This is a genomic window from Sporosarcina sp. D27 (assembly GCF_000586555.1).
Lineage (GTDB): Bacteria > Bacillota > Bacilli > Bacillales_A > Planococcaceae > Sporosarcina.
In genome coordinates this window covers 1-26,413 of record NZ_AZUC01000014.1, presented here as the reverse complement: position 1 = coordinate 26,413, position 26,413 = coordinate 1, and the positions used below count along the sequence as shown (strand labels likewise).

Annotated in this window: 23 protein-coding genes and 1 tRNA gene; 6 read left to right on the top strand and 18 right to left on the bottom strand. The window is 43.4% G+C overall.

Annotation, left to right across the window (positions count from 1 at the left end; translation table 11 throughout):
* Nucleotides 1-178: 178 nt before the first annotated feature.
* The 7 genes from N693_RS0102805 to zapA form a co-directional block, all read right to left on the bottom strand.
* Nucleotides 179-760, bottom strand: a complete 582-nt coding sequence (locus N693_RS0102805) for a TetR/AcrR family transcriptional regulator (protein ID WP_025783266.1) — start codon at nt 758-760, stop codon at nt 179-181.
* Nucleotides 761-852: 92 nt separating this feature from the next.
* Entirely contained in the window at nt 853-2,550 is a 1,698-nt protein-coding gene (locus tag N693_RS0102800; protein ID WP_025783265.1) for a long-chain-fatty-acid--CoA ligase, read from the bottom strand.
* 239 nt (nt 2,551-2,789) lie between these two features.
* Nucleotides 2,790-3,203, bottom strand: a complete 414-nt coding sequence (locus N693_RS0102795) for a DUF350 domain-containing protein (RefSeq protein ID WP_025783264.1) — start codon at nt 3,201-3,203, stop codon at nt 2,790-2,792.
* Between the two features lie 77 nt (nt 3,204-3,280).
* Nucleotides 3,281-5,638, bottom strand: a complete 2,358-nt coding sequence (locus N693_RS0102790) for an endonuclease MutS2 (RefSeq protein WP_025783263.1) — start codon at nt 5,636-5,638, stop codon at nt 3,281-3,283.
* A 16-nt stretch (nt 5,639-5,654) separates the two neighbouring features.
* Nucleotides 5,655-7,361: a DNA polymerase/3'-5' exonuclease PolX gene (gene polX / locus N693_RS0102785; RefSeq protein ID WP_025783262.1), complete on the bottom strand. Its 1,707-nt coding sequence runs from the start codon at nt 7,359-7,361 to the stop codon at nt 5,655-5,657.
* 77 nt (nt 7,362-7,438) lie between these two features.
* A complete protein-coding gene (locus tag N693_RS0102780; protein ID WP_025783261.1) occupies nt 7,439-7,978 on the bottom strand; it encodes a CvpA family protein in 540 nt (179 codons plus the stop codon).
* A gap of 9 nt (nt 7,979-7,987) precedes the next feature.
* Entirely contained in the window at nt 7,988-8,254 is a 267-nt protein-coding gene (gene zapA, locus N693_RS0102775) for a cell division protein ZapA (RefSeq protein ID WP_125103208.1), read from the bottom strand.
* Nucleotides 8,255-8,407: 153 nt separating this feature from the next.
* Here zapA and rnhC point away from each other — a divergent pair, with 153 nt between their 5' ends.
* Nucleotides 8,408-9,358: a ribonuclease HIII gene (gene rnhC / locus N693_RS0102770; protein ID WP_025783259.1), complete on the top strand. Its 951-nt coding sequence runs from the start codon at nt 8,408-8,410 to the stop codon at nt 9,356-9,358.
* A gap of 438 nt (nt 9,359-9,796) precedes the next feature.
* On the opposite strand, the gene N693_RS0102760 is transcribed toward rnhC, so the two are convergent.
* From N693_RS0102760 to N693_RS0102745, 4 genes are all read right to left on the bottom strand, one after another.
* Nucleotides 9,797-10,750 (bottom strand): nuclease-related domain-containing protein, encoded by a 954-nt coding sequence (locus N693_RS0102760; protein WP_025783258.1) that lies wholly within the window; start codon nt 10,748-10,750, stop codon nt 9,797-9,799.
* A gap of 437 nt (nt 10,751-11,187) precedes the next feature.
* On the bottom strand, nt 11,188-13,599 hold the full coding sequence (gene pheT / locus N693_RS0102755; RefSeq protein WP_025783257.1) for a phenylalanine--tRNA ligase subunit beta: 2,412 nt from the start codon (nt 13,597-13,599) through the stop codon (nt 11,188-11,190).
* A 12-nt stretch (nt 13,600-13,611) separates the two neighbouring features.
* A complete protein-coding gene (gene pheS / locus N693_RS0102750; RefSeq protein ID WP_025783256.1) occupies nt 13,612-14,649 on the bottom strand; it encodes a phenylalanine--tRNA ligase subunit alpha in 1,038 nt (345 codons plus the stop codon).
* Between the two features lie 595 nt (nt 14,650-15,244).
* The gene (locus N693_RS0102745; protein ID WP_025783255.1) at nt 15,245-16,009 is read right to left on the bottom strand and encodes an RNA methyltransferase; all 765 of its coding nucleotides are present in this window, start codon (nt 16,007-16,009) and stop codon (nt 15,245-15,247) included.
* Nucleotides 16,010-16,104: 95 nt separating this feature from the next.
* On the opposite strand from N693_RS0102745, the gene sspI reads away from it, so the two are divergent.
* On the top strand, nt 16,105-16,317 hold the full coding sequence (gene sspI / locus N693_RS0102740; RefSeq protein WP_025783254.1) for a small acid-soluble spore protein SspI: 213 nt from the start codon (nt 16,105-16,107) through the stop codon (nt 16,315-16,317).
* Between the two features lie 65 nt (nt 16,318-16,382).
* On the opposite strand, the gene argF is transcribed toward sspI, so the two are convergent.
* The 3 genes from argF to N693_RS0102725 form a co-directional block, all read right to left on the bottom strand.
* Complete coding sequence (argF, locus tag N693_RS0102735; RefSeq protein WP_025783253.1) at nt 16,383-17,342, bottom strand: ornithine carbamoyltransferase; 960 nt, start codon at nt 17,340-17,342, stop codon at nt 16,383-16,385.
* Between the two features lie 131 nt (nt 17,343-17,473).
* Nucleotides 17,474-18,562 (bottom strand): M42 family metallopeptidase, encoded by a 1,089-nt coding sequence (locus N693_RS0102730; RefSeq protein ID WP_025783252.1) that lies wholly within the window; start codon nt 18,560-18,562, stop codon nt 17,474-17,476.
* A gap of 75 nt (nt 18,563-18,637) precedes the next feature.
* Nucleotides 18,638-19,624 carry a diaminopimelate dehydrogenase gene (locus N693_RS0102725; RefSeq protein WP_025783251.1) on the bottom strand — a complete coding sequence of 329 codons (987 nt, stop codon included), beginning with the start codon at nt 19,622-19,624 and terminating at the stop codon, nt 18,638-18,640.
* 205 nt (nt 19,625-19,829) lie between these two features.
* Here N693_RS0102725 and N693_RS0102720 point away from each other — a divergent pair, with 205 nt between their 5' ends.
* Both N693_RS0102720 and N693_RS0102715 read left to right on the top strand, forming a co-directional pair.
* The gene (locus tag N693_RS0102720) at nt 19,830-20,996 is read left to right on the top strand and encodes an MFS transporter (RefSeq protein ID WP_025783250.1); all 1,167 of its coding nucleotides are present in this window, start codon (nt 19,830-19,832) and stop codon (nt 20,994-20,996) included.
* A 194-nt stretch (nt 20,997-21,190) separates the two neighbouring features.
* Nucleotides 21,191-21,604 (top strand): VOC family protein, encoded by a 414-nt coding sequence (locus N693_RS0102715; RefSeq protein ID WP_025783249.1) that lies wholly within the window; start codon nt 21,191-21,193, stop codon nt 21,602-21,604.
* A gap of 73 nt (nt 21,605-21,677) precedes the next feature.
* Here the strand turns inward: N693_RS0102715 and recQ are convergent, their stop codons facing one another.
* From recQ to pssA, 4 genes are all read right to left on the bottom strand, one after another.
* Nucleotides 21,678-23,450 (bottom strand): DNA helicase RecQ, encoded by a 1,773-nt coding sequence (gene recQ, locus N693_RS0102710; protein WP_025783248.1) that lies wholly within the window; start codon nt 23,448-23,450, stop codon nt 21,678-21,680.
* Nucleotides 23,451-23,517: 67 nt separating this feature from the next.
* Complete coding sequence (locus N693_RS0102705) at nt 23,518-23,952, bottom strand: hemerythrin domain-containing protein (protein WP_025783247.1); 435 nt, start codon at nt 23,950-23,952, stop codon at nt 23,518-23,520.
* 147 nt (nt 23,953-24,099) lie between these two features.
* A tRNA-Ser gene (locus N693_RS0102700) sits at nt 24,100-24,190 on the bottom strand.
* Between the two features lie 100 nt (nt 24,191-24,290).
* Nucleotides 24,291-24,824, bottom strand: coding sequence for a CDP-diacylglycerol--serine O-phosphatidyltransferase (pssA, locus tag N693_RS0102695; protein WP_025783246.1), 534 nt, complete (start codon nt 24,822-24,824; stop codon nt 24,291-24,293).
* Nucleotides 24,825-24,869: 45 nt separating this feature from the next.
* Here pssA and asd point away from each other — a divergent pair, with 45 nt between their 5' ends.
* Nucleotides 24,870-25,655: an archaetidylserine decarboxylase gene (asd, locus tag N693_RS0102690; protein WP_025783245.1), complete on the top strand. Its 786-nt coding sequence runs from the start codon at nt 24,870-24,872 to the stop codon at nt 25,653-25,655.
* Between the two features lie 25 nt (nt 25,656-25,680).
* On the top strand, nt 25,681-26,172 hold the full coding sequence (locus N693_RS0102685; RefSeq protein WP_037592626.1) for a DedA family protein: 492 nt from the start codon (nt 25,681-25,683) through the stop codon (nt 26,170-26,172).
* Nucleotides 26,173-26,413 lie beyond the last annotated feature (241 nt).

Here is a 26,413-nt window from a genome sequence, read left to right as displayed (position 1 = left end):
TGGGTTGATTTCCACTCCAGATGCACGCTTTCCGAGGGGCTCAATCTCAGCCGCTTCCTTCGCTTCGCTCAGTCCAGGGTCTTCGATCTTCGCTTATCCCTCCGGAGTCGCCATCTTCCGTTACAATCAACGGATTCTTATTAGCAAAACAATATTCTTCAATCTTAAAGAAAAAAAGTTACCCTTTCATGCCAGAGAGTAGTAGTTTGTGTACTCTTGGGGCTAGTTCGAGTAGGTCGTATTTTTGGTCGTTCATGACCCAGGATGTTGTGGTTTCGTCAATTGTGCCGAAAACCATTTGTCTAGCGAGTCGGATGTCGAGATCTGGAGAGAACTCCCCACTTTCGATTCCTTCTCGAAGCAATGCATCCAATAAGGTTAAGTATTCTTTTAGTACTTCATTGATACGAAAACGGAGTTCTTTGCTGGATTGCCGTAGTTCCAGTTGTGTGACGATGGCTAAGTTGCGATCGTCGTGCAGCACTTTAAAGTGGTTCTCAATCATTTTAAAAAGCTTGTCGGAGGCGGATAAATCCATTTCTAAAATTTCTTTTACGTAGTCTGCAAAAACCGCCATCTTCTCTTGAAATACAGAAATGAGGATGTCTTCTTTGTTTTTGAAGTACAAGTAAATGGTACCATCTGCGACGCCTGCTTCTTTTGCGATCTTTGACACTTGTGCTTGGTGGTACCCATTTTGTGCGATAATTGACACAGCGGCGTCCACAATTTTTTTATATTTCGGTTTTTCACGCTTCAATTTTTCTCACCACCATAAAAAAGAAAATATGAATGATGGTTCATTCATATTTTCATATTAATAGTTATTTAGTTTTTAGTCAAGCCTTTTAGTTAGGATGTAAGCTGTTGCTGCTCGACTTTCTTCTTCTCTTCGTCTACTAAAGCTCTTCTTAGAATCTTCCCAACAGCGGTCTTCGGAAGCTCATCTCGGAACTCATAAATCCGCGGAACTTTGAATGACGCCATATTTGCTCTGCAATACGTATCTAGTTCTTCTTCTGTCAGTGAATATCCTTCTTTTAAGACAATATAGGCTTTCACGGTTTCCCCGCGATAAGGATCCGGTACTCCTGCGACCACACATTCTTGAATCGCTTCGTTTTCATATAGTACTTCTTCGATTTCTCGTGGTGAAATATTAAAACCACTTGCGATAATCATGTCTTTTTTCCGGTCAACGACGTAGAAGAAGCCATCTTCATCCATATAACCAAGATCCCCTGTTAGAAACCAACCTTCACGGAATGACTCCTTTGTTTCTTCGGGGCGATTCCAATAGCCAGCCATCACCTGTGGCCCCTTAATGGCAATCTCTCCTACATCACCTGGTTTCATCGGATTAGCCGAATCTGGTGGTAATATAGCGACGTCCGTATTTGGCCATGGTACCCCAATGGAACCTCGTTTCCGCTGACCTTCCCATACAAAGTTAGCAATTGCGACTGGAGATGTTTCTGTGAGACCATATCCTTCTACCAGTTTCCCACCTGTCACCTTTTCAAATTTCTCTTGCACTTCTACTGGAAGTGCAGCTGACCCACTCAAACAGGCTTTAATCGACGACAAATCGTACTTTGCAACATCTGGATGGTTAAGCAAGCCAATATAGATTGTCGGTGCACCTGGGAATAACGTCGGCTTCTGTTTGTCAATTTCTTTTAGTGCTGTCTTGAAATCGAATTTCGGGATCAAAACCATTTTGTTTCCACACATGACTGAGAATATGAGCACAGTCGTCATCCCATAGACATGGAAGAACGGTAAAATTCCCATAGCGACTTCATCGCCTTCTTTGGATTTGTACAGCCATGCGTTGCACATTTCCGCGTTTGCAATCAGGTTCTTGTGCGTAAGCATGACTCCTTTTGGAGGCCCCGTAGTTCCCCCTGTGTATTGTAGCAAAGCAATATCTTTTTCAAAGTCAAATTCCAATTGGATCGATTCTGCTTGTGTCGACTTCATGATTTCAGTGTATAGATGATGGATTCCTCGGTGTTCCACTTTCACTACAATACCGTTTTCTTTCTTTTGTATGAATGGATAAATGACGTTTTTCGGGAATGGTAAGTAGTCTCTAATGCTAGTTACAATAATGTTTTCCAGCTGTGTTTCTTTTAAAATTGATGATACTCGAGGAAATAGTAAATCCAGCGTAATAATTGCCTTGGCGCCTGAATCTGACATCAGATACGAGATTTCACGCTCTTTGTATAGTGGATTAGTTTGAACAACGATACCTCCTGCAAACAAAATCCCATAATAGGCAATGGCATTTTGAGGACAATTCGGTAGCATGATGGCGACTCGATCGCCTTTTTCAATTCCAAGCTTCCGTAGGTAGTTCGCAAACTTCAAAGAGGATTCGTAAAACTCTCCGAACGTAATGTCTTTACCTAAAAAGTGAATTGCATTCTTTTTAGGATACTTGGACGCAGTGCGGGTTAAATATTCTTGAAGAGGGATCGGAACAAAGTCGATAACCGCAGGAATTTCAGATGGGTACTGTGAAAGCCATGGTTTGTTCGTCATGAAACAGCCTCCTTTTCCATAGTATATTCATAGAATATTCATTCTTTACTAAGTATAGCGAAAAATGAAGGCGTTTACAACGTTAACAATGGAAGGAATTGCAAACCCCGTAACTACGAGAGTTACGGGGTTTGCTTGACCATCCACCAAATACCGAAGGCGATAAATAACACGCACAATGCGAGTAATATTTTCGATAATTTTTCCATTTGCGTAATCGTCTCCTACTGAACATACTCTTATGAAATACTTGCACCAATAACAAAGGATAATCCGACCGAAATAATCATCGAAATAAATCCTACAGAACGGTTATCTTTTTCAATTTCTTCATCCACTTTGAACATCGGCGTTAAAAATTCGAACAGCAAGTAGGCAAAAATGAGTAATGTAAATCCAAACAAACCCCACCCGATCATTTGTGGAAGCGTGTTGTGCTGTTCGATTGAATATCTAAAAATGTTAGCAACACCGAATATTTTCCCCCCCGTTGCAAAAGCAACAGCTAAGTTTCCTTTTTTTATTTCATCCCAACACCTGTATTTTGTCACTATCTCAAAAATGACCATTGAAACAACGAGACAAAGGACGACGGTACTAAAATAACCGGCTGTTTCTACTAACGGATGACTCCAAAACCCAGACTTTGACATTATTCGTTGGCCCCTTTACGGTGATGTCTTAACGAGTACGAATGAGCCTCGAATAGGTTTCACTTTTCCTATAAAAATTATTTCAACTCTACAACAGTTACACCAAGTCCGCCTTCACCTGCATCACCAAAACGGAAATTTTTCACACGTGAATGCTTTTTAAGATAGGTCTGGATGCCTTGACGGAGTGCACCTGTTCCTTTCCCGTGGATAATGGACACTTGGTGATAATTGGACAACAATGCATCATCCAAATACTTCTCTGTCCTTCTGATTGCATCTTCATAACGTTCGCCACGAAGATCGAGCTCCAGTTTAACATGCTGATCACGACCACGTATTGCAGTGGACGCTACTATTTTCTTTTCTTTTTCAGGCTTTACAAATTCCAGCCCAGATTGCTCCAATTTCATTTTTAGAATACCGATTTGAACAACCCATTCAGTATCAGATACTTTGTCAACGAGTGTTCCTTTTTGACCGTAACTTAAGACTTTGACTTCATCGCCTACTTGTAACGGACGTGGAGCCGCTTTCGCTTTCAGTACTTTCTTTTTCGCTTCTTTCGGTGAAGCATTTTCAAGACGCTTTCGTGCTTCAATGAGTTCGTGTTCTTTCACTGATGCACCGGCAGTCATCCTAAGCGCACGTAGATCCGAAATGATTGCTTCGGATTCGAGCCTTGCCTCTTCAACAATCTTTTTGGCTTTCTCTTTCGCTTTTTCAGTTAAACGGGTTTGCATCTCATCGTTTTCAGCAAGTTTTTCAGCAAGCTCTTTTTTCAACGATTCGGTTTCTAAAAGTAAAGCATGAGTGCGTTCTGCGTCTTTTTCAGATTGAACACGACTAGATTCTAAGGAAGCAATCATCGAGTCAACTTCACCACGGTCCGTTCCAGTGAACGTTTTGGCACGCTCGATTAGATGATCTCCAAGACCAAGTCGTTTTGAAATTTCAAATGCATTACTACGCCCTGGAACGCCTATTAACAAGCGATACGTTGGACTCAATGTATCGACATTGAATTCTACACTTGCATTCGCAACGCCATTTCTGTTGTAACTGTAAGCTTTCAGTTCAGGATAGTGCGTGGTCGCCATTACTCGCGCACCTGTTCCATGGACTTCATCCAAAATAGAGATTGCGAGTGCTGCCCCTTCTTGTGGATCAGTTCCTGAACCGAGTTCATCGAAAATAATGAGCGAATCATGATTGAATTTCTTTAAGATATCAACAATATTGACCATGTGAGATGAAAACGTACTGAGACTTTGTTCGATGGATTGTTCGTCACCAATATCGGCAAAAACGGATCCGAAAACAGCGATTTCCGAACCGTCTAACACTGGAATCGGTAATCCGGCTTGTGCCATTAATGTACACAGTCCGACGGTCTTTAATGTCACGGTTTTACCACCTGTATTCGGTCCAGTAATGACGATCGTGGTAATGTCTTTTCCGAATTCAATCGTATTGGCCACTGCTTCTTCGATCGGTAATAGTGGATGACGGGCTTTTGCGAGGCGCATATAGCCGTCTTGGTTCACTGTTGGCTTCGTACATTTATTCGCCATTCCGTATTTTGCTTTTGCTAAAATGACATCCACTTTCACAAGCTGGTCGACTAAGATGAACAACTCATGAGCGTGTTCTTGAACAATTGCAGAAAGCTCTCGAAGAATTTTTTCAATTTCTTCTTTTTCTTTTGACTTCAACGTACGGATTTCGTTATTTGCTTGCACGACTGCATCAGGTTCGATATATACCGTCTGACCTGATGAAGACGAATCATGAATGACGCCGCCGTAATGACTGCGGTACTCGGACTTCACAGGTATCACAAATCGTTCATTCCGAATGGTCACGATACTATCGGACAACATCTTCGCCGCGTTTTTCCCACGAATGATGCTCTCCAATTTTTCACGGACTCTACCTTCTTGAATGCGTAGACTTTGACGGACTGAACGCAGGGCACTGGATGCACTATCCAATACGCGTCCGTTTTCGTCGACTGCACTATTGATTTCATGTTCAAGACCGGTGACGATTGGCATTGCTTCTTTAATTGCGATGAAATTAGGAATTTCCACTTCTTCATCTTGTATAACCGCTTCAATGAATTGACGGAAAATACGGCTCGCTCGAATGGTTGACGCAGTTTCCATCAATTCTTGCGCACTTAAGACGCCTCCGATTTGTGCACGACGCGCATGCGGTCGGATGTCCGTAATTCCACCCATCGGAACATTACCTCGTACACGTAAAATAGCAAGTCCTTCGTCCGTTTCTTCCAAAAGGCGTTTTACCGTTTCAAAGTCGGTATCCGGTTTCAATTTTTCCATCTCAGCACGTCCAGCAGGGAACGTACACTGCTGTGCCGCTTGGGCTAAGACTTTGTCAAACTCTAAAGTTTTTAATACGCGTGAATCCATCGCGGATCCCTTCCTTTCACTTATCGACGATTCTCTGTTTGAACTGATCTAATGACCAGGTATTGACAACTGTATCTTTTTTCAACCATGCTTTTTGTGCATACTCTACGCCAATAGCCATGAGCTCCAATTGCTCCTTCGCATGGGCATCTGTATTGATCGAAATCTTGACGCCAGCTTCTTGCGCCATTTCTAAGTATTCTTTGTCTAAATCAAGGCGATGAGGACTCGCGTTTAGTTCTAGAATCTTACCATATTTCGCCGCCCATTCGATCAATTGAGGCACATCCGGATTGTAACCATCCCTTTTTCCAATGAGACGACCTGTTGGATGGGCAATTAAATCGACGTGTGGATTTTTCATTGCCGAATGCAATCGCTCCATGATTTGTTCCTGGGATTGACTGAAACTCGAATGGATGGATGCGATTACAAAATCGAGTTGCGAGAGTACTTCATCGTCAAAATCTAAAGTACCGTCCGGCAATATATCCATTTCGGTCCCACTAAAAATTTCAATGTCTGGATACTCTTCATTGATTTCCCGAATTTCTTTCAATTGGTCCAATAGCCGTTCAGGTGTTAGCCCATTCGCGACTTTCAAATATTGAGAGTGGTCTGTAATTACCATGTGGGTGTACCCACGTTCTCTGCATGCATCTGCCATTTCACGAATCGAATATCCTCCGTCAGATGCGGTCGTATGCATGTGGAAGTCGCCCCGAATATCACTAAGTGTGACCAAACCGTCTAATTCGTCTATGCGATCCAATTCCCGACCATCTTGACGTAAGTTTGGTTGGATGAACGGTAGGTCAAAGTGAGCGAAAAAGTCTTCTTCCGATTCGAACGTTAAGACCGTTCCGTCCTCTTGCTCGACACCGTATTCACTAATTTTTTCACCACGTGATTTTGCGAGTTGCCGCATTTTTACGTTATGGTCTTTTGAACCTGTAAAATGATGCAACGCACTTGCATATTGTGTGTCTGTCACGAACCGGAAATCGACGTCGATGATTTCTTCCAATTCCAATGTTACGGAGAGCTTTGAGTCCCCTGCTGCAATCGTTTCTAAAGTAGGAAGTAGTTTCAGCAACTTTTCACGGACAACTGAAGGTGTATCTGTCACGATGATGAAATCCATGTCACTACTTTGTTCTTTCGTTCTGCGGTAACTTCCCGCCACTGAATATTTGCTAATTTCTTCGATTTCATCCAAAATCGGCTCAACTTGTCCAACGAATTTAACCATCTGCCAAAGTGGGAATGAGGTTTTACGCTGAGAAAGCTGTTCAATTTCATGAAGTAGCTTTTCCTCCGTTTTCTTACCGAAACCAGGAAGAGCGCTCACCTCGTTTTTCTCACAAGCTTCTTTTAACGATTCTATTGAATCAATACCGAGTGCTTCATGGAGTTTCGCAATTCGCTTGCCCCCAAGGCCAGGGATTTCAAGCAGTGGAATCATTCCTGCTGGAACGGTTTCTTGAAGCTCGTTCAATAGGTCTGACTCACCTTTGTCGATTAGATCTTGAATGACCGCACCTGTTCCCTTTCCGATTCCTTTCAAGGTCAAAATATCATCCATTTCAGCGAGGCTTCTTGGGTCGACTTCAAGGACGTTCGCTGCTTTACGGAAAGCGCCAACTTTGAAATGATTCTCTCCGAGTAATTCCATATAAAGTGCAATTTTTTCCAACGTTTGTATGATCACTTTTTTGTTCATCAACAAAACCTCCTCTTTCTATTCGTTCCCTGACTGCACAAAAGCTTCCCGCCGCTCGGGGGGGAAGCTGGTCAGACTTATTTTGTGTAAACGTACCACCATTCCTTTACTGCGTTTGAAATGACCGGTGTATGCTCGAACATGGTTTTCGACAGTAAAGAAGAATCTAATAATTTTTGAACAAAGTCGATTGGCAGCAAAGCAAGGAAACTAATGAGTAATAGAATGATAATATAGAACTCAACAAATCCTAATGCCGCGCCAAAGAAACGCGAGATGAATCCAAGTACAGGCAAGTGTTTCAGGAAGTCGAACATCGATACAAAGAGTTGCAGTAGGAATTTAACAACAAAGAAAATCAGGATAAATGCTAACAACCTATAAAACGTCTGATCCAAATCCAACTGTCCAAATGACCAGCTTAACTTGGACTCTGCGGTAACTCCCGGATATGGAATCCATAAAACGAATTTATCCGCAAGTTGTTTGTAATACGCGTATGCAACGATAAACGAAACGATAAAACCTGTCATATGTAAGACTTGTACAAGCAATCCTCTTCTAAAGCCTGTAATCAGTCCTCCAACCAATAGAAATAATATAAGTATATCTAACATTAGCAGCCGTCAGCCCTTCAACTTTTTCAATTCTTCTTCAAGTAATTCTTTTTCAGTTTGTAACTTCAAATAGTCATGTACACTGTTGACAGCTGTTAGCACAGCAACTTTCGTCGTATCCAAATACGGATTATGCGCACGGAGTTCACGCATTCGGTCGTCCACGAGTGTTGCCACTTGCCGAACGTGAGCAGACGAGTCGGTCCCGATGATGGTATACGTTTGACCGTATATATCGATGGTAATCCGTGTTTTTTGTTCTTTTTCCACTGCCATAACCTCCTGCCCAAAACTATGAACTTAATCATACCACGAAAAAGGTTTATTTGTGAACATAGGCATTGCCAGCTAACTATTTTTGTGCTTTCTTCTGTACACGGTATACTATACAAAACGTTTTAGAATGTACGGTTTGAAAGGGTGATTTGTATGTCGAATTCTGTAATAATTTTGTCTGATAAAAAATTGACTGAGTTAAAAGCGTATTATGCGAGTGATCGTGTGACACGTAATGCCCCTGGTGTGGTGTTTGCAGCAAAAACTGCCAATGCATCGATCACTGCATATCGTTCGGGGAAAGTTTTGTTTCAAGGGGGTGGTGCTGAAGTGGAAGCTGCGAAATGGCAGTCTGATTTGGAAGCTAGTTCGAGCTCGGGTGCTCCGAAGAAAAAAGTTGTTGTGAAAGGAGCTCCCCTTCCCGATCGACTTGAGACACTTTCTGTAATTGGGTCCGATGAAACTGGGACTGGAGATTTCTTTGGTCCCGTGACGGTTTGCGCATGTTATGTGCGTGCGGAACAGATTCCTCTAGTCGCAGAACTTGGAGTGAAGGACTCCAAGTTGCTGACAGACCCCTACATGAGATCGATTGCTCCGGATTTGAAATCCGTGTTGACGTATAGTGTGCTCACACTACAAAACGAAAAATACAATACAGTACAAGCAAAGGGCTGGTCCCAAGGAAAAATCAAAGCGTTGTTGCATAATCAGGCAATACGTCATGTGTTGCGTAAAATAGAAGATGAGCATCCAGATTACATTTTGATAGACCAGTTCGCGGAGCGCAGTGTGTATTACAACCACTTGAAGAATGAACGTGAGATTGTGCGGGAAAATGTGTTGTTTGCAACGAAGGCGGAGGGGCTACATGTCGCCGTTGCAGCGGCATCGATTATCGCGCGGGTTGCGTTTTTGGATGAAATGGACCGATTGAGTGGATTGGCGGGACGAACACTTCCTAAAGGTGCTGGGAAGAAGGTGGATGAAACCGCAGCCTCGATTTTACTTTCTAAAGGCGAACCATTTTTGCGTTCGATGACGAAGTGGCACTTTGCGAATGCGAAGAAAGCGGCGGTGTTGGCTGCTAAGAAGCGTGGGTGAGGGGTGAGGGGTGATTTTTGAGGGATGGAGCGGGTTCTGGCGTGGAACGGGCGGGTTGCTCGGAAGAACGAGCGGGGTTTGGCGCAGAACGGGCGGGTTGCTCGGGAAATCGAGCGGGTTCTTCGTCGGAACGAGCGGGTTGCTCGGAAGAACGGGCGGGTTCAGGCTAGTAATGGATAGTGAGGCAGTCCTTACTCCCCCGCTATCCATCACTAAATGCGTAGCGGAGCGAAGCAACACCAATTAATCTTGGTTTTGAACTGAGGGAATTGATTGGTCGCGAGCTAGGATACGATTTAAGAAAAGTTGCCTGCCGCGGGCAAGGAACAGGAAACCTGAGGGCGTGTAACAAAATCATCTGGTTCTGCGGAAAGACGAAAACGCTTCGCAAAGCGAAGCGCACAAAACATCACTTGTATTTCAACTTATCCAATAATGTTATGTTAATGATGTGTAACGACTGCCGCGTCCCTGCCCTCGCCTTAGAATATCTGAGCGAGCTAGCATTCTTTTGGCAGTGTGGCGATTAGTGATCCCAGTGAATTCACAAAACTTTCGATTGGTCAGTGGTCCGGACATTAGCATAAACCAATCTACCACTGCATTTTGGTGACTCCCGATTTCACGTACACCGCAGACTGGGCAATCCCATCTTAAGTCGGACCATCTCATAATTGCTGGAATTTCACATCTTGAACAAAATACCCCGCTCCTAATATCACGTTCGGCTATTTTATATCGTTCAGTTATTGGATATGGATTGTATTCCTTATGTCCGCGCGCTAGCGCTTTTGCAATTCTTGCGATATCCCGTTCTTCTAAAATTTGGGTCTGTGGGGTCAATGAACGAAAATAAGTAGGTGCCTCATAGGCAGTAATTACTTCCATAGATGGCTTTTCTTCAATAAACATTTCATTGTTATATGCAAATACAATGAGCCCCTTTACCTTCACATGAACACTACGGCTAGCTAACCACTTTTCGAGAAACTGAATTTTACGTTCCACTTCTGCAATTGGGCTTCGGAATAGCAACCGTGTTCCGTCAGGCAGTTGCTTCATAAATTGTGTAGGTTTGGCTTTGATGAAAATTTTGTCGGCGATGTTTTTTATTTCTGAGATGATGATGGAGTCTGGTGTGATGAATAGTGAGTCGATTTGAAAATGGATACCTTCGTGTTGTAGGGAAAGATCGTGGAGTATGGCATGTGGGTAGTCAGTCCGGACTTCTTTCATATAGCGATCGTATTCTTGCTCGCCTCCATAACCGGCACGGGTTTTATAAACCTCATTCTGGATGTACTCATATTTTTCGTGTGTTGGCGAAAGACGTTTCTCTAAAGCTAGTAGTCCACTTAAAAGTCGTGGTTTGGTTCGATGTTTATAAATCAATGTTGTCACCTCTTTTTTCTTTAGTGTATCGGTTCTTCCATAGAAGGGGAAGGCTTTGGTCGAAAATAGCATTATCACGTTTTTGACACAATTCACTTTGAGCTTTCATTAGGTACGAGGTCCAAGTGCTTAATTTCAAAATAGTTTACATGAATGAGGAACAAATTTAATCTCGGATCTAGGTTTGGAGAGAGTAAGGGATTAATTGGTCGCGAATCCGATGACGGTTCGACCTATATTATATTCTCGCGTCAAGCAGGCTATTGGAACAGGCGTGGTGCCTGTCAAAACGAGCGAGTTCCTACTCAAAACGGGCGGGTTGCCTGCCAGAACGAGCGAGTTCCAACTCGGAACGGGCGGGTACATTGTTAAATCTCATACAGACAAAAAAGAGAGAGAACCGGCAATTCGCCGGTTCTCTCTCTTTTCATCTAGAATTATCCTCGTAACACTGCGCCTGATTTTTCTTTCAGTGCAGCGAGTACCTTGTCGTGGCGCGTGACAACTTCCTCATCTGTCAGCGTGCGTTCTGCATCGAAATACGTCAACGAGAATGCGAGTGACTTCATGCCTTCATCCACTTTGTCGCCTTCGTACAAGTCAAATACAGATACATCTTTCAACAACTTGCCTCCAGCTTCTTGGATAATGTCAATCAAGCTCCCTGCTGCCTCGTCTTTCGAAACAACTAGGGCGATATCACGTGACATCGAAGGATAGCGTGGAACTTGCTCATACACGAGTGCTTCAGCTGATTCAGCAAGCAGCAACGCTAAGTTCATTTCCGTCACATAGGTCTCTTTCAAATCGCGCTTTTTCTGTTCAGATGGGTGCAATTGACCGAGCACACCGACCACCACGTCATTCAACAAGATGTCCGCTGTTCTACCTGGATGCAAGCCATCATGATTCGCTTTCGCATATGTTACTTTCTCAGTAAGGCCGAGTGTATCCATCAGCCCTTCGACGATTCCCTTCATCACAAAGAAATCGACTTTCTTATTTTCTTGTTGCCAAGCGTGATCCACCCATTTGCCAGTGATCACTGCTGCAACATGACCAACCTCTTTAGGAAGTCCATCTTCTTGCGTTCCTAAGAACACAGAACCTGTCTCATATAAAGAAACCGTGTCAATACGACGAGCTACATTGTAAGTCGTTGCCTCCAACAAATGTGGAAGCAAGCTTTGACGTAATACGCTTCGATCTTCACTCATCGGCATAAGAAGTTCTGTTACCGGAGCTGTCTCCAGTGCAAAGCTTTGAGATTCCGCACGCGAAGTTAGTGAATACGTGATCGCCTGATAAAGACCAGCACTCTCCATATAGCGACGAACGAGACGGCGCTTTTCCTGGAAGCTGTTCAATCCTCCTGGGACACTTTCACCAATCGGCAGTGTCATCGGGATTTCATCGTATCCGTAGAGACGTGCAATTTCTTCGATCAAATCCTCTTTAATACGCAAATCTTGTCTGCGTGTAGGAGCATCGACGATTAATTGTCCATTCGCTGCTTCCACAGGAATTTGAAGACGTTCTAAAATCGAAACCATTTCGTCCATTGGAATCTTCATCCCTAGACGGTGGTTCACATAATCTGGTGACAATAAAATGCGAACGGATTCTTTATTCAACTCATCGAATTGAACAGCTCCAGCCAACACTTCTCCACCAGCAAGCTCCGTCAATAATTGAGCCGCACGTTCTGCTGCTTCTGCAACTCTGTTCGGGTCTACCCCTTTTTCTAAACGAGTACTTGCATCGCTGCGCAAGCCGACGTCTTTTGAAGTTTTTCGAACAGATGCAGGCGCAAAATAAGCTGATTCAATGACAACTGTTGTCGTGCCATCATGAACTTCTGAATTCGCTCCACCCATAACACCTGCAAGCGCAACTGGCTCTTTGCCATTTGTAATAACGAGTTGCCCTGCACGCAACGTACGCTCGACGGCATCGAGTGTCGTAATCTTTTCACCTTCAACAGCGTGACGAACGACAATTTCTTTTGTCTCTAGACGATCGTAGTCAAATGCGTGTAATGGCTGACCGTACTCGAGTAATACGAAATTCGTAATGTCGACAACGTTGTTATGAGGACGAACACCAGCAGCCATCAAGTAGTTTTGAAGCCAAAGTGGTGATTCTGCAACTTTGACGTTTTTCACGACTTTCGCAACGTACATTGGATTGTCTTCTTTCGCTTCTACTTTCAGCGTCAAGACATCTTCTGCTTTTTCGTTTGAAGCTGCGTACTCAATTTTCGGAAGCTTAACATCTTGAGACAAAATCGCACCAACTTCATATGCAACGCCTAGCATGCTGAGTGCATCTGAGCGGTTCGGTGTCAAATCGAATTCCAAGATGACGTCATCCAATCCGAGTAATGAAAGCGCATCTGTACCTGGTTTAGCGTCAGCTGGTAATACATAAATACCTTCTGCATAAGCTTTTGCGACAGTCTTTCCTTCAACACCAAGCTCTTGGAGAGAACAGATCATGCCGTTTGACACTTCTCCTCGAAGTTTTGCTTTTTTAATCTTCATGCCACCTGGCAATTTTGCGCCAGGAAGTGCAGCAATAATGTTTTGTCCTGTGGCTACGTTCGGTGCACCACAAATAATTTGAACCGTTTCTTCGCCGACGTTCACTTGGCAAATGTTCAATTTGTCCGCTTCCGGATGTTTCTCACATGATTCAACGTGTCCGACGACGATGTTGGTCAACCCTTCAGAACGGTCGATAATCGTATCGACTTCAATGCCCGCACGTGTAATCTTTTCAGCAAGATCCGCAGGTGCGATGCCTTTTGTATCTACATAGTTTTCTAGCCATTTCGTTGATACGTACATGGGGTCTCCTCCTTACACTTCTGTGCGGTTAAATTGTGATATAAATCTCATATCGTTCGTAAAGAAATGACGAATGTCTTCGACGCCATACTTCAGCATTGCAATTCGTTCTGGTCCCATACCGAACGCAAATCCAGTGAACACGGTAGGGTCATATCCAGCCATTTCAAGTACATTCGGATGTACCATACCAGCTCCAAGAATTTCAATCCAGCCAGTTTTCTTACAAACGTTACAGCCCGAACCACCACATTTGAAGCATGAGATGTCCATCTCTACAGAAGGCTCTGTGAATGGGAAGAAGCTTGGACGAAGACGGATTTCTCGTTCTTCACCGAACATCTTTTTCGCGAATAATGCGAGCGTCCCTTTCAAGTCACTCATACGGATGTCTTCGCCTACGACGAGACCTTCGATTTGTGTGAATTGGTGAGAGTGTGTCGCGTCATCGCTATCTCGACGATACACTTTACCTGGGCAGATGATTTTGATGGGCTCCCCTTTTTTAGCGGCCATTGTCCGCGCTTGGACAGGTGACGTGTGGGTACGCAACAAAACATCTTCCGTGATGTAAAATGAATCCTGCATGTCTCGTGCTGGGTGACCTTTTGGTAGGTTCAGAGCTTCAAAGTTGTAGTAGTCTTGTTCCACTTCAGGACCTTCCGCCACTTCATATCCCATGCTGATGAAGAAGTCTTCGATCTCTTCAACGACTCGTGTCAGCGGGTGGTGATTGCCGAGTTTAACGGGTCTACCTGGAAGTGTAATATCGATTGTTTCTTTTTCAAGTTTTTCATTAACGGCTTGCTGCTCCAGCAATTCCATTTTCTCTTCTAGAGAAGTCGTGACGTTTTCACGAACGACATTGACGAGTGCGCCCATTTTAGGACGTTCCTCTGCCGGAAGTTTCCCCATTCCTTTCAAGAGGTCTGTAATTGGCCCCTTTTTTCCTAAATAAGCTACGCGAACGTCATTCAGTTCTTTCACAGACGCCGCGGCTTCAATTTTCTGCAGTGCTTCCTGTTTTAACTGTTCCAGCTGCTGCTCCATTGTCATTCTCCTTTCAAAATAGCTTTGTTAAGTAGATTTTAAAGTAACTTCTTTTGGACATATAACCGTTGAATGGAGTGCAGGGCGGCAACTCCTGAGGGTTCAGCGAAAGCTGTGACGAAGAACAGCTTTTGCGAGTAAAAGCGAAGCGTTAGGCGCACGTGTTTTCGAAGCCCCCGCAGAAGCGAAGCTCCGAGGAGGCTGAGATCAAGCACCTCGGAAAGTGTCCGCCTGAAACGCAATTCAACACTGTCACATAACAAACCTTAACAAAATAAAAAACTCGTCCCCTAAAAAAGGGACGAGGACGAATTCGCGGTACCACCCTGATTATCATGCCGGTCGTGCACATGATCTCTCAACTTCGGAATAACGGTCCGTAGCCGGCTCATCTTTACAGCGAAATGCTGGTCCTGAAGGCAGCTCGCGGGGTGAACGGTAACAGTTTCGACCATCCATACTTCCAGTCAAGGTATGGATTCCCTATCGTCAAATGTTCTGTTTCCTCTTCCCGGTCAACACTTTTGTTGTCTGTTGCTCTTGTATACCTCATCAGTATAGCGGAATTCGCTTCATACTTCAATACTTGAACGTCTTAGCGGCGTCCATATGTGTAGAGCAAGATGCCAGCTGCGACAGCAACGTTCAATGATTCTGCTTCTCCATACAATGGAATCTTAACAATCGTATCCGCCTGTTCGAGGAATTCATCCGAAACTCCTGCCCCTTCATTTCCCATAATAAGTGCAAAAGCTGGCATTGCGTCCACTGTGAAATGATCTTTTGCTTGTTGCAAACCTGTTCCAATCACTTGCAGACCGCCTTGTTTTGCACGTTCAATCCATTCACTCAAATCCCCTTTTACGATTGGAATATGAAAATGGGAACCTTGCCCAGAACGGACAGTTTTCGGGTTAAAAGGATCGGCACACCCCTTACCAAGAATCACAGCGTCCATTCCAGCAGCATCTGCTGTACGGATCATCGTACCGATGTTTCCTGGATCTTGGACAGCGTCGATGAACAGAAGGCGTTTCCATTCTGAATACAGGTCTTCTGAAGGAATCGGCTGTTTGCAGTGTGCAAAAATTCCTTGTGGGTGTTCTGTTTCTGAAATTTCTGCAGCTACCGCTTTCGTCATTTCAATGATTTGAATCGAAGACTCTTCCAGTTCAAATGGAATTTCAACATCTTCCCGAAACATAATGTGAAGCACGGAACCTTCAATCTTTAACGCTTCTTCAACTAGATGATGCCCTTCGATGATAAATTCTTCTGACCGTTCGCGTTCTTTTTTTGTCGTAACAAGTTTTTTCCAATGTTTCACAAGTGCATTTTGCGTAGATTCAATACGTTTCATAGTTTGGGATAACTTCCTTTTTTTCTTTTCAGTGTATCAAAGACAAGCTCTCTTGGCGATACTAAACTCAAGTACGCGGAAAGGAGGTCAGATGAATGAATTTTCAAATCAGGGACGCTATTACAGCTAATATGACAGATAACAAAGCTCAAGACATTCGCGGGGTAGTCGATGACGCGATTGCACGTGGTGAAGAACATCTGCTTCCTGGCTTAGGCGTGTTCTTTGAGAAGTTGTGGCAACGCGCAGATGATCAGGAAAAGATGAAGATTACTGGAGAACTCGAGCACGCATTTGCTGCACAGTGACTCCAACAAAAAAAGGGATCGCTACACACCTATTAGGTGAATTGCGATCCCTTTTTTATATCTTATTACAGCAAAGCAGCTAGCAAAGCTTTCTGCGCATGCATGCGGTTACCTGCCTGTTGGAAAACGACAGATTGTGTGCCGTCGATGACCGATCCGGAAACTTCTTGACCACGATGTGCGGGTAAACAGTGCATGAATGTGTAATCAGATTTTGCGTGAGAAGCTAGTTCTTCGTTGATTTCAAATCCTTCGAAATCTGAAAGTCGCTGTTCTGATTGTTCATCGTCTCCCATACTCACCCACACGTCTGTATACAAAATGTCAGCGTCTTTTGAGGCGGCAATAGGATCATTCAATTGGGTCATCGTCACGCCGGACTGTTTGGCTGCTTTTTCGATAGACTTTGAAATGTCAGCATCCATTTCATAACCGACTGGTGTAGCGATTGCTGTGTGGATGCCCATTTTAGCAGCCGCCATGAGTAGCGAATGTGCTACATTATTGCCGTCCCCGATGTAAACGAGTTTTAATCCAGCAAGCTTACCTTTCACTTCTTTGATGGTAAGTAAATCGGCAAGTGCTTGGCACGGGTGTAATTTATCTGTAAGGCCATTAATGACAGGGATTGAGGCGTTGTCTGCGAATTCTTTTACCATTTCATGCGAGTTTGCGCGAATCATCACCCCATCTAGATATTCAGAGAACACTTTCGCTGTATCTGCAATCGACTCGCCACGTCCAATTTGCAATTCCGTCGGGTTCATCATCAATGCATGCCCACCAAGCTGGAACATGCCTACATCGAACGAAATACGAGTTCGCGTCGAATTTTTTTCGAAGACCATTCCGAGAGTTTTTCCTTCAAGCGGTTTAGTTGCGTCACCTGCTAAAAAATCCTTCTTCATTTTCGTCGCTTGATCTAACAAAAAGTTAATTTCGTCAGATGAAAAATCCTCAATTGCTAAAAAGTCTTTACCCTTCAATTGCTTTTCCATGTATTTCAGTTCGAATGCGCTTGTCATCTAATCATCCTCCGTGAATAAAATTGGTTAATGTCAGTATAATTATGAATAATTATAAAGTCAACTGTATTTTTATACTTTATTGAAAATTAAAAGAGGCAGACCAGGTTCTGATCTGCCTCTTCCCTCTTTTATTCAGAAATAATCTTGTTTACTGTTTCTTGGTCAAGCTTTTTAATGACTTCCACGATGAGTTTCACAGCATTTTCATAGTCGTCACGGTGCAGCATCGCCGCGTGACTGTGGATGTAGCGAGTCGCTACAGTGATTGCAATTGAAGGAACGCCATTTCCACTCAAGTGGATTGAGCCAGCATCTGTGCCGCCACCTGACATGGAGTCGAATTGATAAGGAATGCCGTTTTCTTCAGCAGTGTCGACGATAAAGTCACGTAAGCCTTTATGCGCGATCATAGATGCGTCATAGAGAATGATTTGAGGGCCGTCTCCCATTTTTGCTGCCGCTTCTTTTGCGGTAACTCCTGGTGTGTCCCCAGCGATTCCGACGTCTACTGCGATCCCGATATCCGGTTTGATTTTATTCGCCGCTGTTCGAGCGCCACGGAGACCGACTTCTTCTTGGACCGCTCCAACACTATACAGTGTATTAGGATGACCTTGTTTGTTCAGTTCTTTCATAACGTCGATTGCAATTGCACAACCGATGCGGTTATCCCATGCTTTTGCAAGCAAATATTTCTCGTTGTTCATGACTGTGAATTCGAAGTAAGGAACGACCATATCTCCAGGTAAAACGCCCCACTCCATTGCCTCTTCACGAGATGAAGCACCGATGTCGATGAACATATCTTTAATGTCCACTGGTTTTTTGCGTACTTCAGCAGGAAGAATATGTGGCGGTTTAGAACCGATGATGCCTGTAATGGAATCTCCTTTACGCGTTACAATCGTCACGCGTTGAGCGAGCATAACTTGTGACCACCAGCCACCGATTGTTTGGAAGCTCAGGAATCCTTTGTCGTCAATTCTTGAAATCATGAAACCGACTTCATCGAGGTGACCTGCTACCATAATTTTAGGACCTTCTGCATCACCAGTATGTTTGGCTATTAGTGAACCAAGTCCATCCTGGTCAATCTCATCTGCAAATGGTTCGATGTAGCGTTTCATCACGTCACGTGGTTCACGTTCGTTTCCGCCCGTCCCTTTTGCATCTGTTAATTCTTTGAGCATGTGTAGTGTTTCATCCATTTTAGCCAAATCCTTCGCCCCCCTAAGTAATTACGTTCCTAGTATAGTACAAATTATCTTGTTTTCAAAGTATACAGGGTAATCTTATAACAATTCTTTTCGAAGTTGAGCAGGATCTTTAGGCGATAAAAGACCTGGCGGAATGTCGAACACCGTTTTCGCACCATGTTGTCCAAGTTTATTTAATCTGTATGCAGCTCGTGCATATGCTGTAAGAACACTTGAAGTAAATTCAGGATTACTATCCAATGTCAACGAATATTCCATCACTTGGTTTGTGCCTTTTCCAGTCTTTCCACTACGAATGACAAATCCTCCATGCGGCATCGTACTATGATTTTGTTGCATTTCTTCTTCAGATATGAAGGTAACAGTTGTGTCATAGTCAGAAAAATAATCTGGCATGGTAACTATGGTATCTTCCACAGTATTTGCGTCTGCGCCTTTTTCTAATACGACATAGCATTCCCGGACATGCTTTTCTCTCGTTGACAGCTCTGGTTGTTCCCCTGCTCGAACTTTTGAAATCGCTTCATCAGAAGGGATTGTATATTGAACGGCATCTTTAACGCCGTTAATGCGACGAACTGCATCGGAATGACCTTGGCTAAGACCTTTTCCCCAAAATGTATATGTGGCACCGTCAGCAAGAACAGTTTCTCCGTATAAACGATTCAATGAAAACAGGCCTGGATCCCATCCCACAGACAAAATTGCTGTTGTGCCCGATGGTTTCGCTGCTGCATCGATAGCATCGAAGTATTCAGGAATTTTAGCGTGTGTATCAAAGCTATCAATCGTTGTAAACAACTTTGCGAGTGCAGGACCTTGTTCAGGTAAATCTGCACGGGACCCTCCGCAAAGAATCATGACGTCCACATCATCCACATGCTTTTCAACATCTGCTAACTGGTACACAGATACGCTGTCACCGACTGGTTGAACACTACTAGGATCTCTTCTCGTGAAAATACCAACTAACTCCATATCGGGTTGTTGGGAAATCGCAAACTCCACCCCTTTACCTAGGTTTCCATAACCTGCGATTCCAATTCTTATCTTCGATTCCATGTCTTATTCCCCCATTTCGTTTGACTATTCGTTATTTTACAGTTTTTTTCGCTAGATTGCTATTTTTTCTTTACTAGAATGACTTTCTACAATTTCGTCACACATCGTGCGGTTTGTTCCATATTCCTTAATCTTGTACGTTGATTTAAACCCTTAACATGATAAAATAAGCATGGTTTATGAAATCTCGAAACGAGGCGTATGTATGCGATTTTTTGTTTATTTAATCGTTTTCTTTTCATTTTTTGATCTGTTCTCCCAGCTACCGATCATGAGTCCCTTTGCTCTTTCTCTAGGTGCATCCACCTTCGTAGCGGGGCTAGTTGTTGGTACTTATTCTCTCGCAAACGTGTTCGGGAATGTCATTTCGGGCTTTGTTACTGATAAGAGAGGTCCGTTCCTCATTTTGCTAATCGGACTTTTAACTAACGCTTTAGCGTTAACGCTATATTCAACAGTCCATGTTGCTTGGTTACTTGTTGGTGTCCGTTTTGTTCATGGCTTTACGAATGGTTTGATCATCCCTGCTGCGTTCACATTTCTAGCTAACCGTGCTCAACCTGAAAAACGCGGAAAAAGTGTTGCAATTTCCGGAGCGTTTGTCGGATTGGCTGCGATTGCAGGTCCTGCTTATAGCGGAATTGTCGCTTCAATCATCGGGAACCCATTAAAGGGGACTCCTCTCATCATGCTCGTGAACGGCGTCATCATGGCAATACTAGCATTTCTAGCATTTCTGCTATTGCGTTCAGTGAAAAGGGTCAAAAAGTCAGAAGAAAAATCTAAGGAGAAACATGTTGGGGCAATGTTCCGCCATCCAGGAATTCAACGTGCCTTTGCCGGCGCATTCTTCCTTATGTTTTCACAAGGTGTCCTAGCGCTTATTCTTCCGTTAAAGGTCGAAGCACTTGGTTTTGATACAAAAACCACAGGCACACTTCTTAGCACGTTCGGTATTGTGGCAATTTTAGTGTTTTTATTGCCGATTAACCGGATTTTCGATCGGGTGAGACCAATGATTACACTCGCATTTGGAATTTCCTTAATGGGCGTCAGTATGTTGCTCTTAAGTCAGGCAGACGAGCTTATTAGTCTATATGGAACTATGGCATTATATGGAATCGGATTTGCATTTCTATTCCCATCCATCAACTCATTGCTCATCGATTCCTCAGAAGCCGCCTACCGCGGAAAAGCATACGGCTATTTCTATGCATTTTTCTCAATGGGCGTCGTCGCAGGATCGTATACGATCGGTGCATTGAATTTGAATTTCAGAGGTGCATTCACCTTTACTGGTGTGCTCTTGCTACTCGTTGCAGCCTATACCATTTATGGCTTGTTCAAACAACGGACAGCAACGGTTCACTAAAACGATTCATCCAAAGAGATTATATTAGATGGCCATGCGTTCGGGGACGCATTACATCTCCAAGGTTTTTAGTACTCCATTCATCTTGTTCTCGATCTTTGGAACTCCTGTTCATTCCTAATACCGTTCAAATAGCAGACATGATATGATAAGCAGACAGACTTGTCTGATACAATTAGAATGGAGTGGTTCCTATCGGGATTAATGTATATGTAACATTTAACGGAAATTGCCGCCAAGCAGTGGAATTCTATGCAGACGTTTTCAAAACTGAAAAACCGGAGTTTATGTCATTTGGTGACTCACCACAAAATCCCGAATACCCTTTACCTGAAGAGGCGAAAGATCTCATTATGCATACACGTCTTACAATAAAAAACGACGTGATCATGTTCTCAGACACATTTCCTGGATCACCTGTTGTAGTTGGTAATAACATCAGCTTAGCTTTTGTAAGTGATGATACGGATGAACTTACTTCCTCGTTTGAAAAGCTCAAACAGAATGGTTACGTGTCCATGGAGTTACAAGAGACTTTTTTCAGTAAATGCTACGGTAAAGTAAAGGATCAATTTGGTATCGAATGGCAAATAAGTTACGAAGAATAACGGATAACAAAACAAAAAACATGCTTATCTAGCATGTTTTTTGTTTTGTATATTTTTTTGAAATAGTAAATCGTCAAATCTCTTGGAGTTGAAAAGATTGAATCTCTTCGATGAACGCCTCTCCATAAATCTCAAGCTTCGTTTGTCCAACACCCACAACATCTAAAAACTCAGCAGACGTTGCTGGCTTCTTTATCGCCATATCCTTCAAGGTCTTGTCCGAGAATACAACAAATGGTGGGACTCCAGCCTCTTGAGCAAGCTGACGTCTCAGTTGTCGAAGCTGTTCAAACAATGGATCATTTTCTGTAAGTACTTTCGAGACAAATGAGCCTTTTCGCATAATCTTATCATTGCCAAGCAAAACTTCTTTTCCACGCTCTGCTACCCGGATCGTCGGAAACTGTCCGTTTTCGACTTGTAAACAGTTTGCTGAAATCAGAAACTCGATAAAATCGGAAACTTCCTTCGCATTTTTTTCTTTCAATAATCCATATGTCGTCAGTTCATGAAACTTAAAGTCCAGCAATTTTTTGTTCCTAGAGCCAGTCAGCACTTGAGCAATCATCGTCTTGCCGAACCGCTGTCCCATTCGAATGACGCATGACAGCACTTTCTGGGCTTCCAGCGTCACGTCCATCTGCTCACGCGTATCTGTGCAATTAGCACATCTCCCACATTTCGGAGCCTCTGTTTCACCGAAGTATGTCACGATGTATTGCTGCAAGCAATTTTCTGTATGACAATAATCGATCATTCCTTGAAGCTTTTCGAGTTCTGCTGGAATTCTAGAAGGATCAGGAGATTGGTCAATCAGAAAACGTTGCGTCTGAATATCTTGCGATGCGAAAAGGAGCACACATTCACTATCGAGTCCGTCACGCCCTGCACGTCCTGCTTCCTGATAATAGCTTTCCATATTCTTCGGCATTTGATAATGAATGACGTATCGGATATTCGACTTATCAATTCCCATTCCAAACGCATTTGTTGCGACCATCACCGTCGCTTCATCATTCAAAAAACGTTCTTGCTCGTGATGACGTTCTGTATCTGACATTCCTCCATGGTACTTCGCCACTTCAAATCCAGAGCGGTTCAACATCTCATAAATACTCTCGACTGCTTTTCGGGTTGCCGCGTAAACAATTCCAGCTTCGTCTTTATTTTTACTTGCAAACTCTTTGATGAACTTCTCCCGATTTTGGCCTTTTACAACAGTAAACACTAAATTTGACCTCTCAAATCCTGTCATCACCGTCTGTTCTAGCGGAATTCCTAGTTGCACACGGATATCTTCCCGAACGTTCGGCGTTGCTGTCGCAGTCAAAGCAAGCAATACTGGTTTTTCATCAAAACAGTTCAATACGCGAGTAATATTTCTATAACTCGGTCTGAAATCATGACCCCATTGCGAAATACAGTGCGCTTCATCAATTGCGATCATCGGCACGCTCATTCTACTTAGTTCTCTCAGAAATGATTCGGACTCTAATCGCTCTGGTGCAATATAGAGGAGCCGATACTGTCCTGCAATCGCGTTCTCAAGAATACCGAAATATTCCTCAGATGATAATGTACTGTTTATGTACGCAGCTGGAATCCCAAGCTGCCACAGTGCATCTACCTGATCTTTCATAAGGGAAATGAGTGGGGATATGACGAGGACTGTTCCTTCTAATAACATTGCCGGAACTTGGTAGCACAACGATTTACCGCCGCCAGTTGGCATGACACACAGAGCGTCCTGTCCACCCATAACATGCTGGATGACTTGCTCTTGTCCTGTCCGGAATGAAGTATACCCGAATTTTTCAGCGAGTACGGCAAGTGCTTGTTGCATCATTTAGTGTCCTCCTTTCATTGGAAATTCGTCTCTTTGCGCGAAGACATGCAAGAAAAGTCTATACGGTTCAAGCGTCTTTTGAAGGCGACTCTGTAAATAACAGACGTTCTTCTTCACGACTATGGATTTCGTTCACTACCAATAGCGCATAAAACTTTTGAAGGACGCTCGGACTAATCCCTTCCGTCTCTCTAAGCACTTCTATGTCTGCTACAATAATTCTTATCAAATCATGATCACGCGTTAGCTGTGTAACTGATTTTTCCATCGTAGGATTTTCGGTAACGATTTCTTGATAAAACCCGTCCTCTTCTGCATCCGCATGACTGATTACTCGAGTCTTCCAGTAATCCACTAAGTCATTGGCCGCGCGTTCAGCATTTTTCTGATCTCCTTCTTGAAGGAAGTCAATCAGCAACTCCGTTTTTCCGATTGCACCAGATAGTCCGCCTTCGTGAATAGCGCGGTGAGAATGTAGTTGTTTTAAAGCAGGTCCTGCCATTTCAATCATCCCTTTCCGTAGATTATCTACTCTAAGAATAGCAGATTGGTAAGGAGAATGGAACGAACAGGGGGACGCTCCTATATGTGCACTCCAAAACAAAATAAAACCGTCTCGCATAGTCGCAAAGACGGTTCAATGTATGTATGGCGGAGGCGAGAAGATTTGAACTCCCGCGGCGCTTGCACGCCCTAGCTGATTTCGAGTCAGCCCCCTTCAGCCTCTTGGGTACGCCTCCATTTTTAACGAATAAAATTATAACACGGACCAGATTATTCTTCAATTTAATAACCTCTTCACTCAATTGTGTGAAAGTAGCTAAGTGAAGAGGTCGGTCATTAAACTTTAGAAATTTTAAAGTTGCTAACCATTGCCCAAGACAGTACGAGCATTGCGATGACAAGATAAGGTGCCGCCACATATGGAACTGCGAAATACAATGCCGTTAAAATAACACCTGCAGCTGTAATTGGAACGCCACGGAATACTCCGTCGAACTCTTCAACATTGTAACGAGCCAAGCGAACCGCCCCACAAGCAATATAGATAATCGTCGCTGCGAGCCCTACCCAAAGCATTCCAGATAAAGCTGAATGGTAGATAAGAACTGCTGGCGCGATGCCAAACGAAATAATATCACTCAAGGAATCTAATTCTTTTCCAAAAGCAGATTCTGTTTGGAAGTGACGAGCAGTCATACCGTCAAAACGATCGAATAATGCGGCTAAAAAAATAAATACCAAACTCATGTGTGACAAGTCTCGTGAAATTAGTATAATAGCAATAACACCAAAACTTAAATTGACTAAAGTAATTGCATTCGCCAGTTGGGCCTTCACTTTAGTATAATCAATATATCTAAATGAAAACATAGCAAACCTCCTTATAATAAATACTAGTTAAAGATGGTGACAGTATTGAAAAAGAAACTTCTAAAATCATTAGTGGAATTGACAGGCAACCCGGTTTCATCTTGTATCCTTCGTCATTTGTCAGCCTCACGTCTAAGTAAACCTCTTATTAAGACCTACTCAAAAGCCTATAAAATCGATGAGTCCATAATGGAATATCCGAAAGAACACTATGACAGCCTACAAGCATTTTTCACTCGCACCCTAAAATCCGGAGCACGGCCTTTCAATAAGTCGCCTGAAATTCTCATTTCCCCTTGTGACGGACAGCTAAGTTCGTATGGACGTGTGGAAGACGGACACCAATTTACAATTAAAGGTCATACATACAGTATAAATGAAATATTCATGGATGAAAAGAGGGCATCTGCTTATAAAAATGGTTGGTACTTTGTATTCTATTTGTCCCCAGCAGATTATCATCATTTTCATTACCCAGCGGATGGTACAGTCATAAACCGCTACGCACTTGGAAATAAATCATATCCTGTTAATACAATGGGACTGACATACGGAGACAAACCGTTTGAAACAAACTATAGACTGATAACAGAGCTTGCAACAACTTATGACAAATTAGCACTTGTAAAAGTAGGCGCACTCAATGTAAACTCCGTACAGCTCTACTCTTCTTCCAAAGAAGCTAAAAAAGGAGAGGATTTTGGGTATTTCTCATTCGGCTCAACGATTCTGTTATTTGTCGCAGGCGACTCCCATTTCTCTGCTACAATTCAAGAAAAAGGTGCGATTCATGTTGGAGACCCGATTGGTCAATGGCAACCACGAACGTGATCATCAATGAAGTGACAAAAGAGGGATGCAAGTGAGTGTTTTTCAAGATTTCGTTACCCATTACGGGTATTTTGCTGTTTTTCTATTTCTAGCGCTCGGAATATTCGGTTTACCCATGCCGGATGAATTCGTAATTGTCTTTACTGGATACTTGTCTTCTGCAGGGCTCCTCAATTTCGTAGGGGCTATGACCATTGCTATTTTAGGTGTGTTCATCGGGACACTTGTAACATATACCATTGGAAAAAAAGTCGGACGTCCCATCGTTGAGCGATTTGGTAAATGGGTTGGTCTTTCCGAAAAGCGCGTACTGCGAGTGGAACGCTGGTTTGGGCGCTATGGTTCCTGGACTGTGACATTAGGATTTTTCGTTCCAGGAATGCGTCATTTTGTTTGTTGCTTTTCAGGAATGAGCGGCATGGCTGTAAAACGATATATGCTGTTCTCCTCACTCGGTACAACCGTTTCAGGTATTATATGCATAACCCTCGGCTATTTGTTCGGATGGCCGTTTTAAACACTACTCTAAGTGCGGAGTGTTCAGACTGTAGACAAACTCCAGTAATCATGGGGTTTGCCTACAGTTTTAATTTTACAATAGAATTAACTATGTAAAGTTGATTTCCGCTGCGAGCGGACGCTTTCCGAGGGGCTTGCTCTCAGCCGCTTCCCTCGCTTTGCTCAGTCCAGGGTCTTCGAGCTTCGCTAATCCCTCCGGAGTCGCCACTCTCCGCTACAATCAACAGGATCTCCCTGAA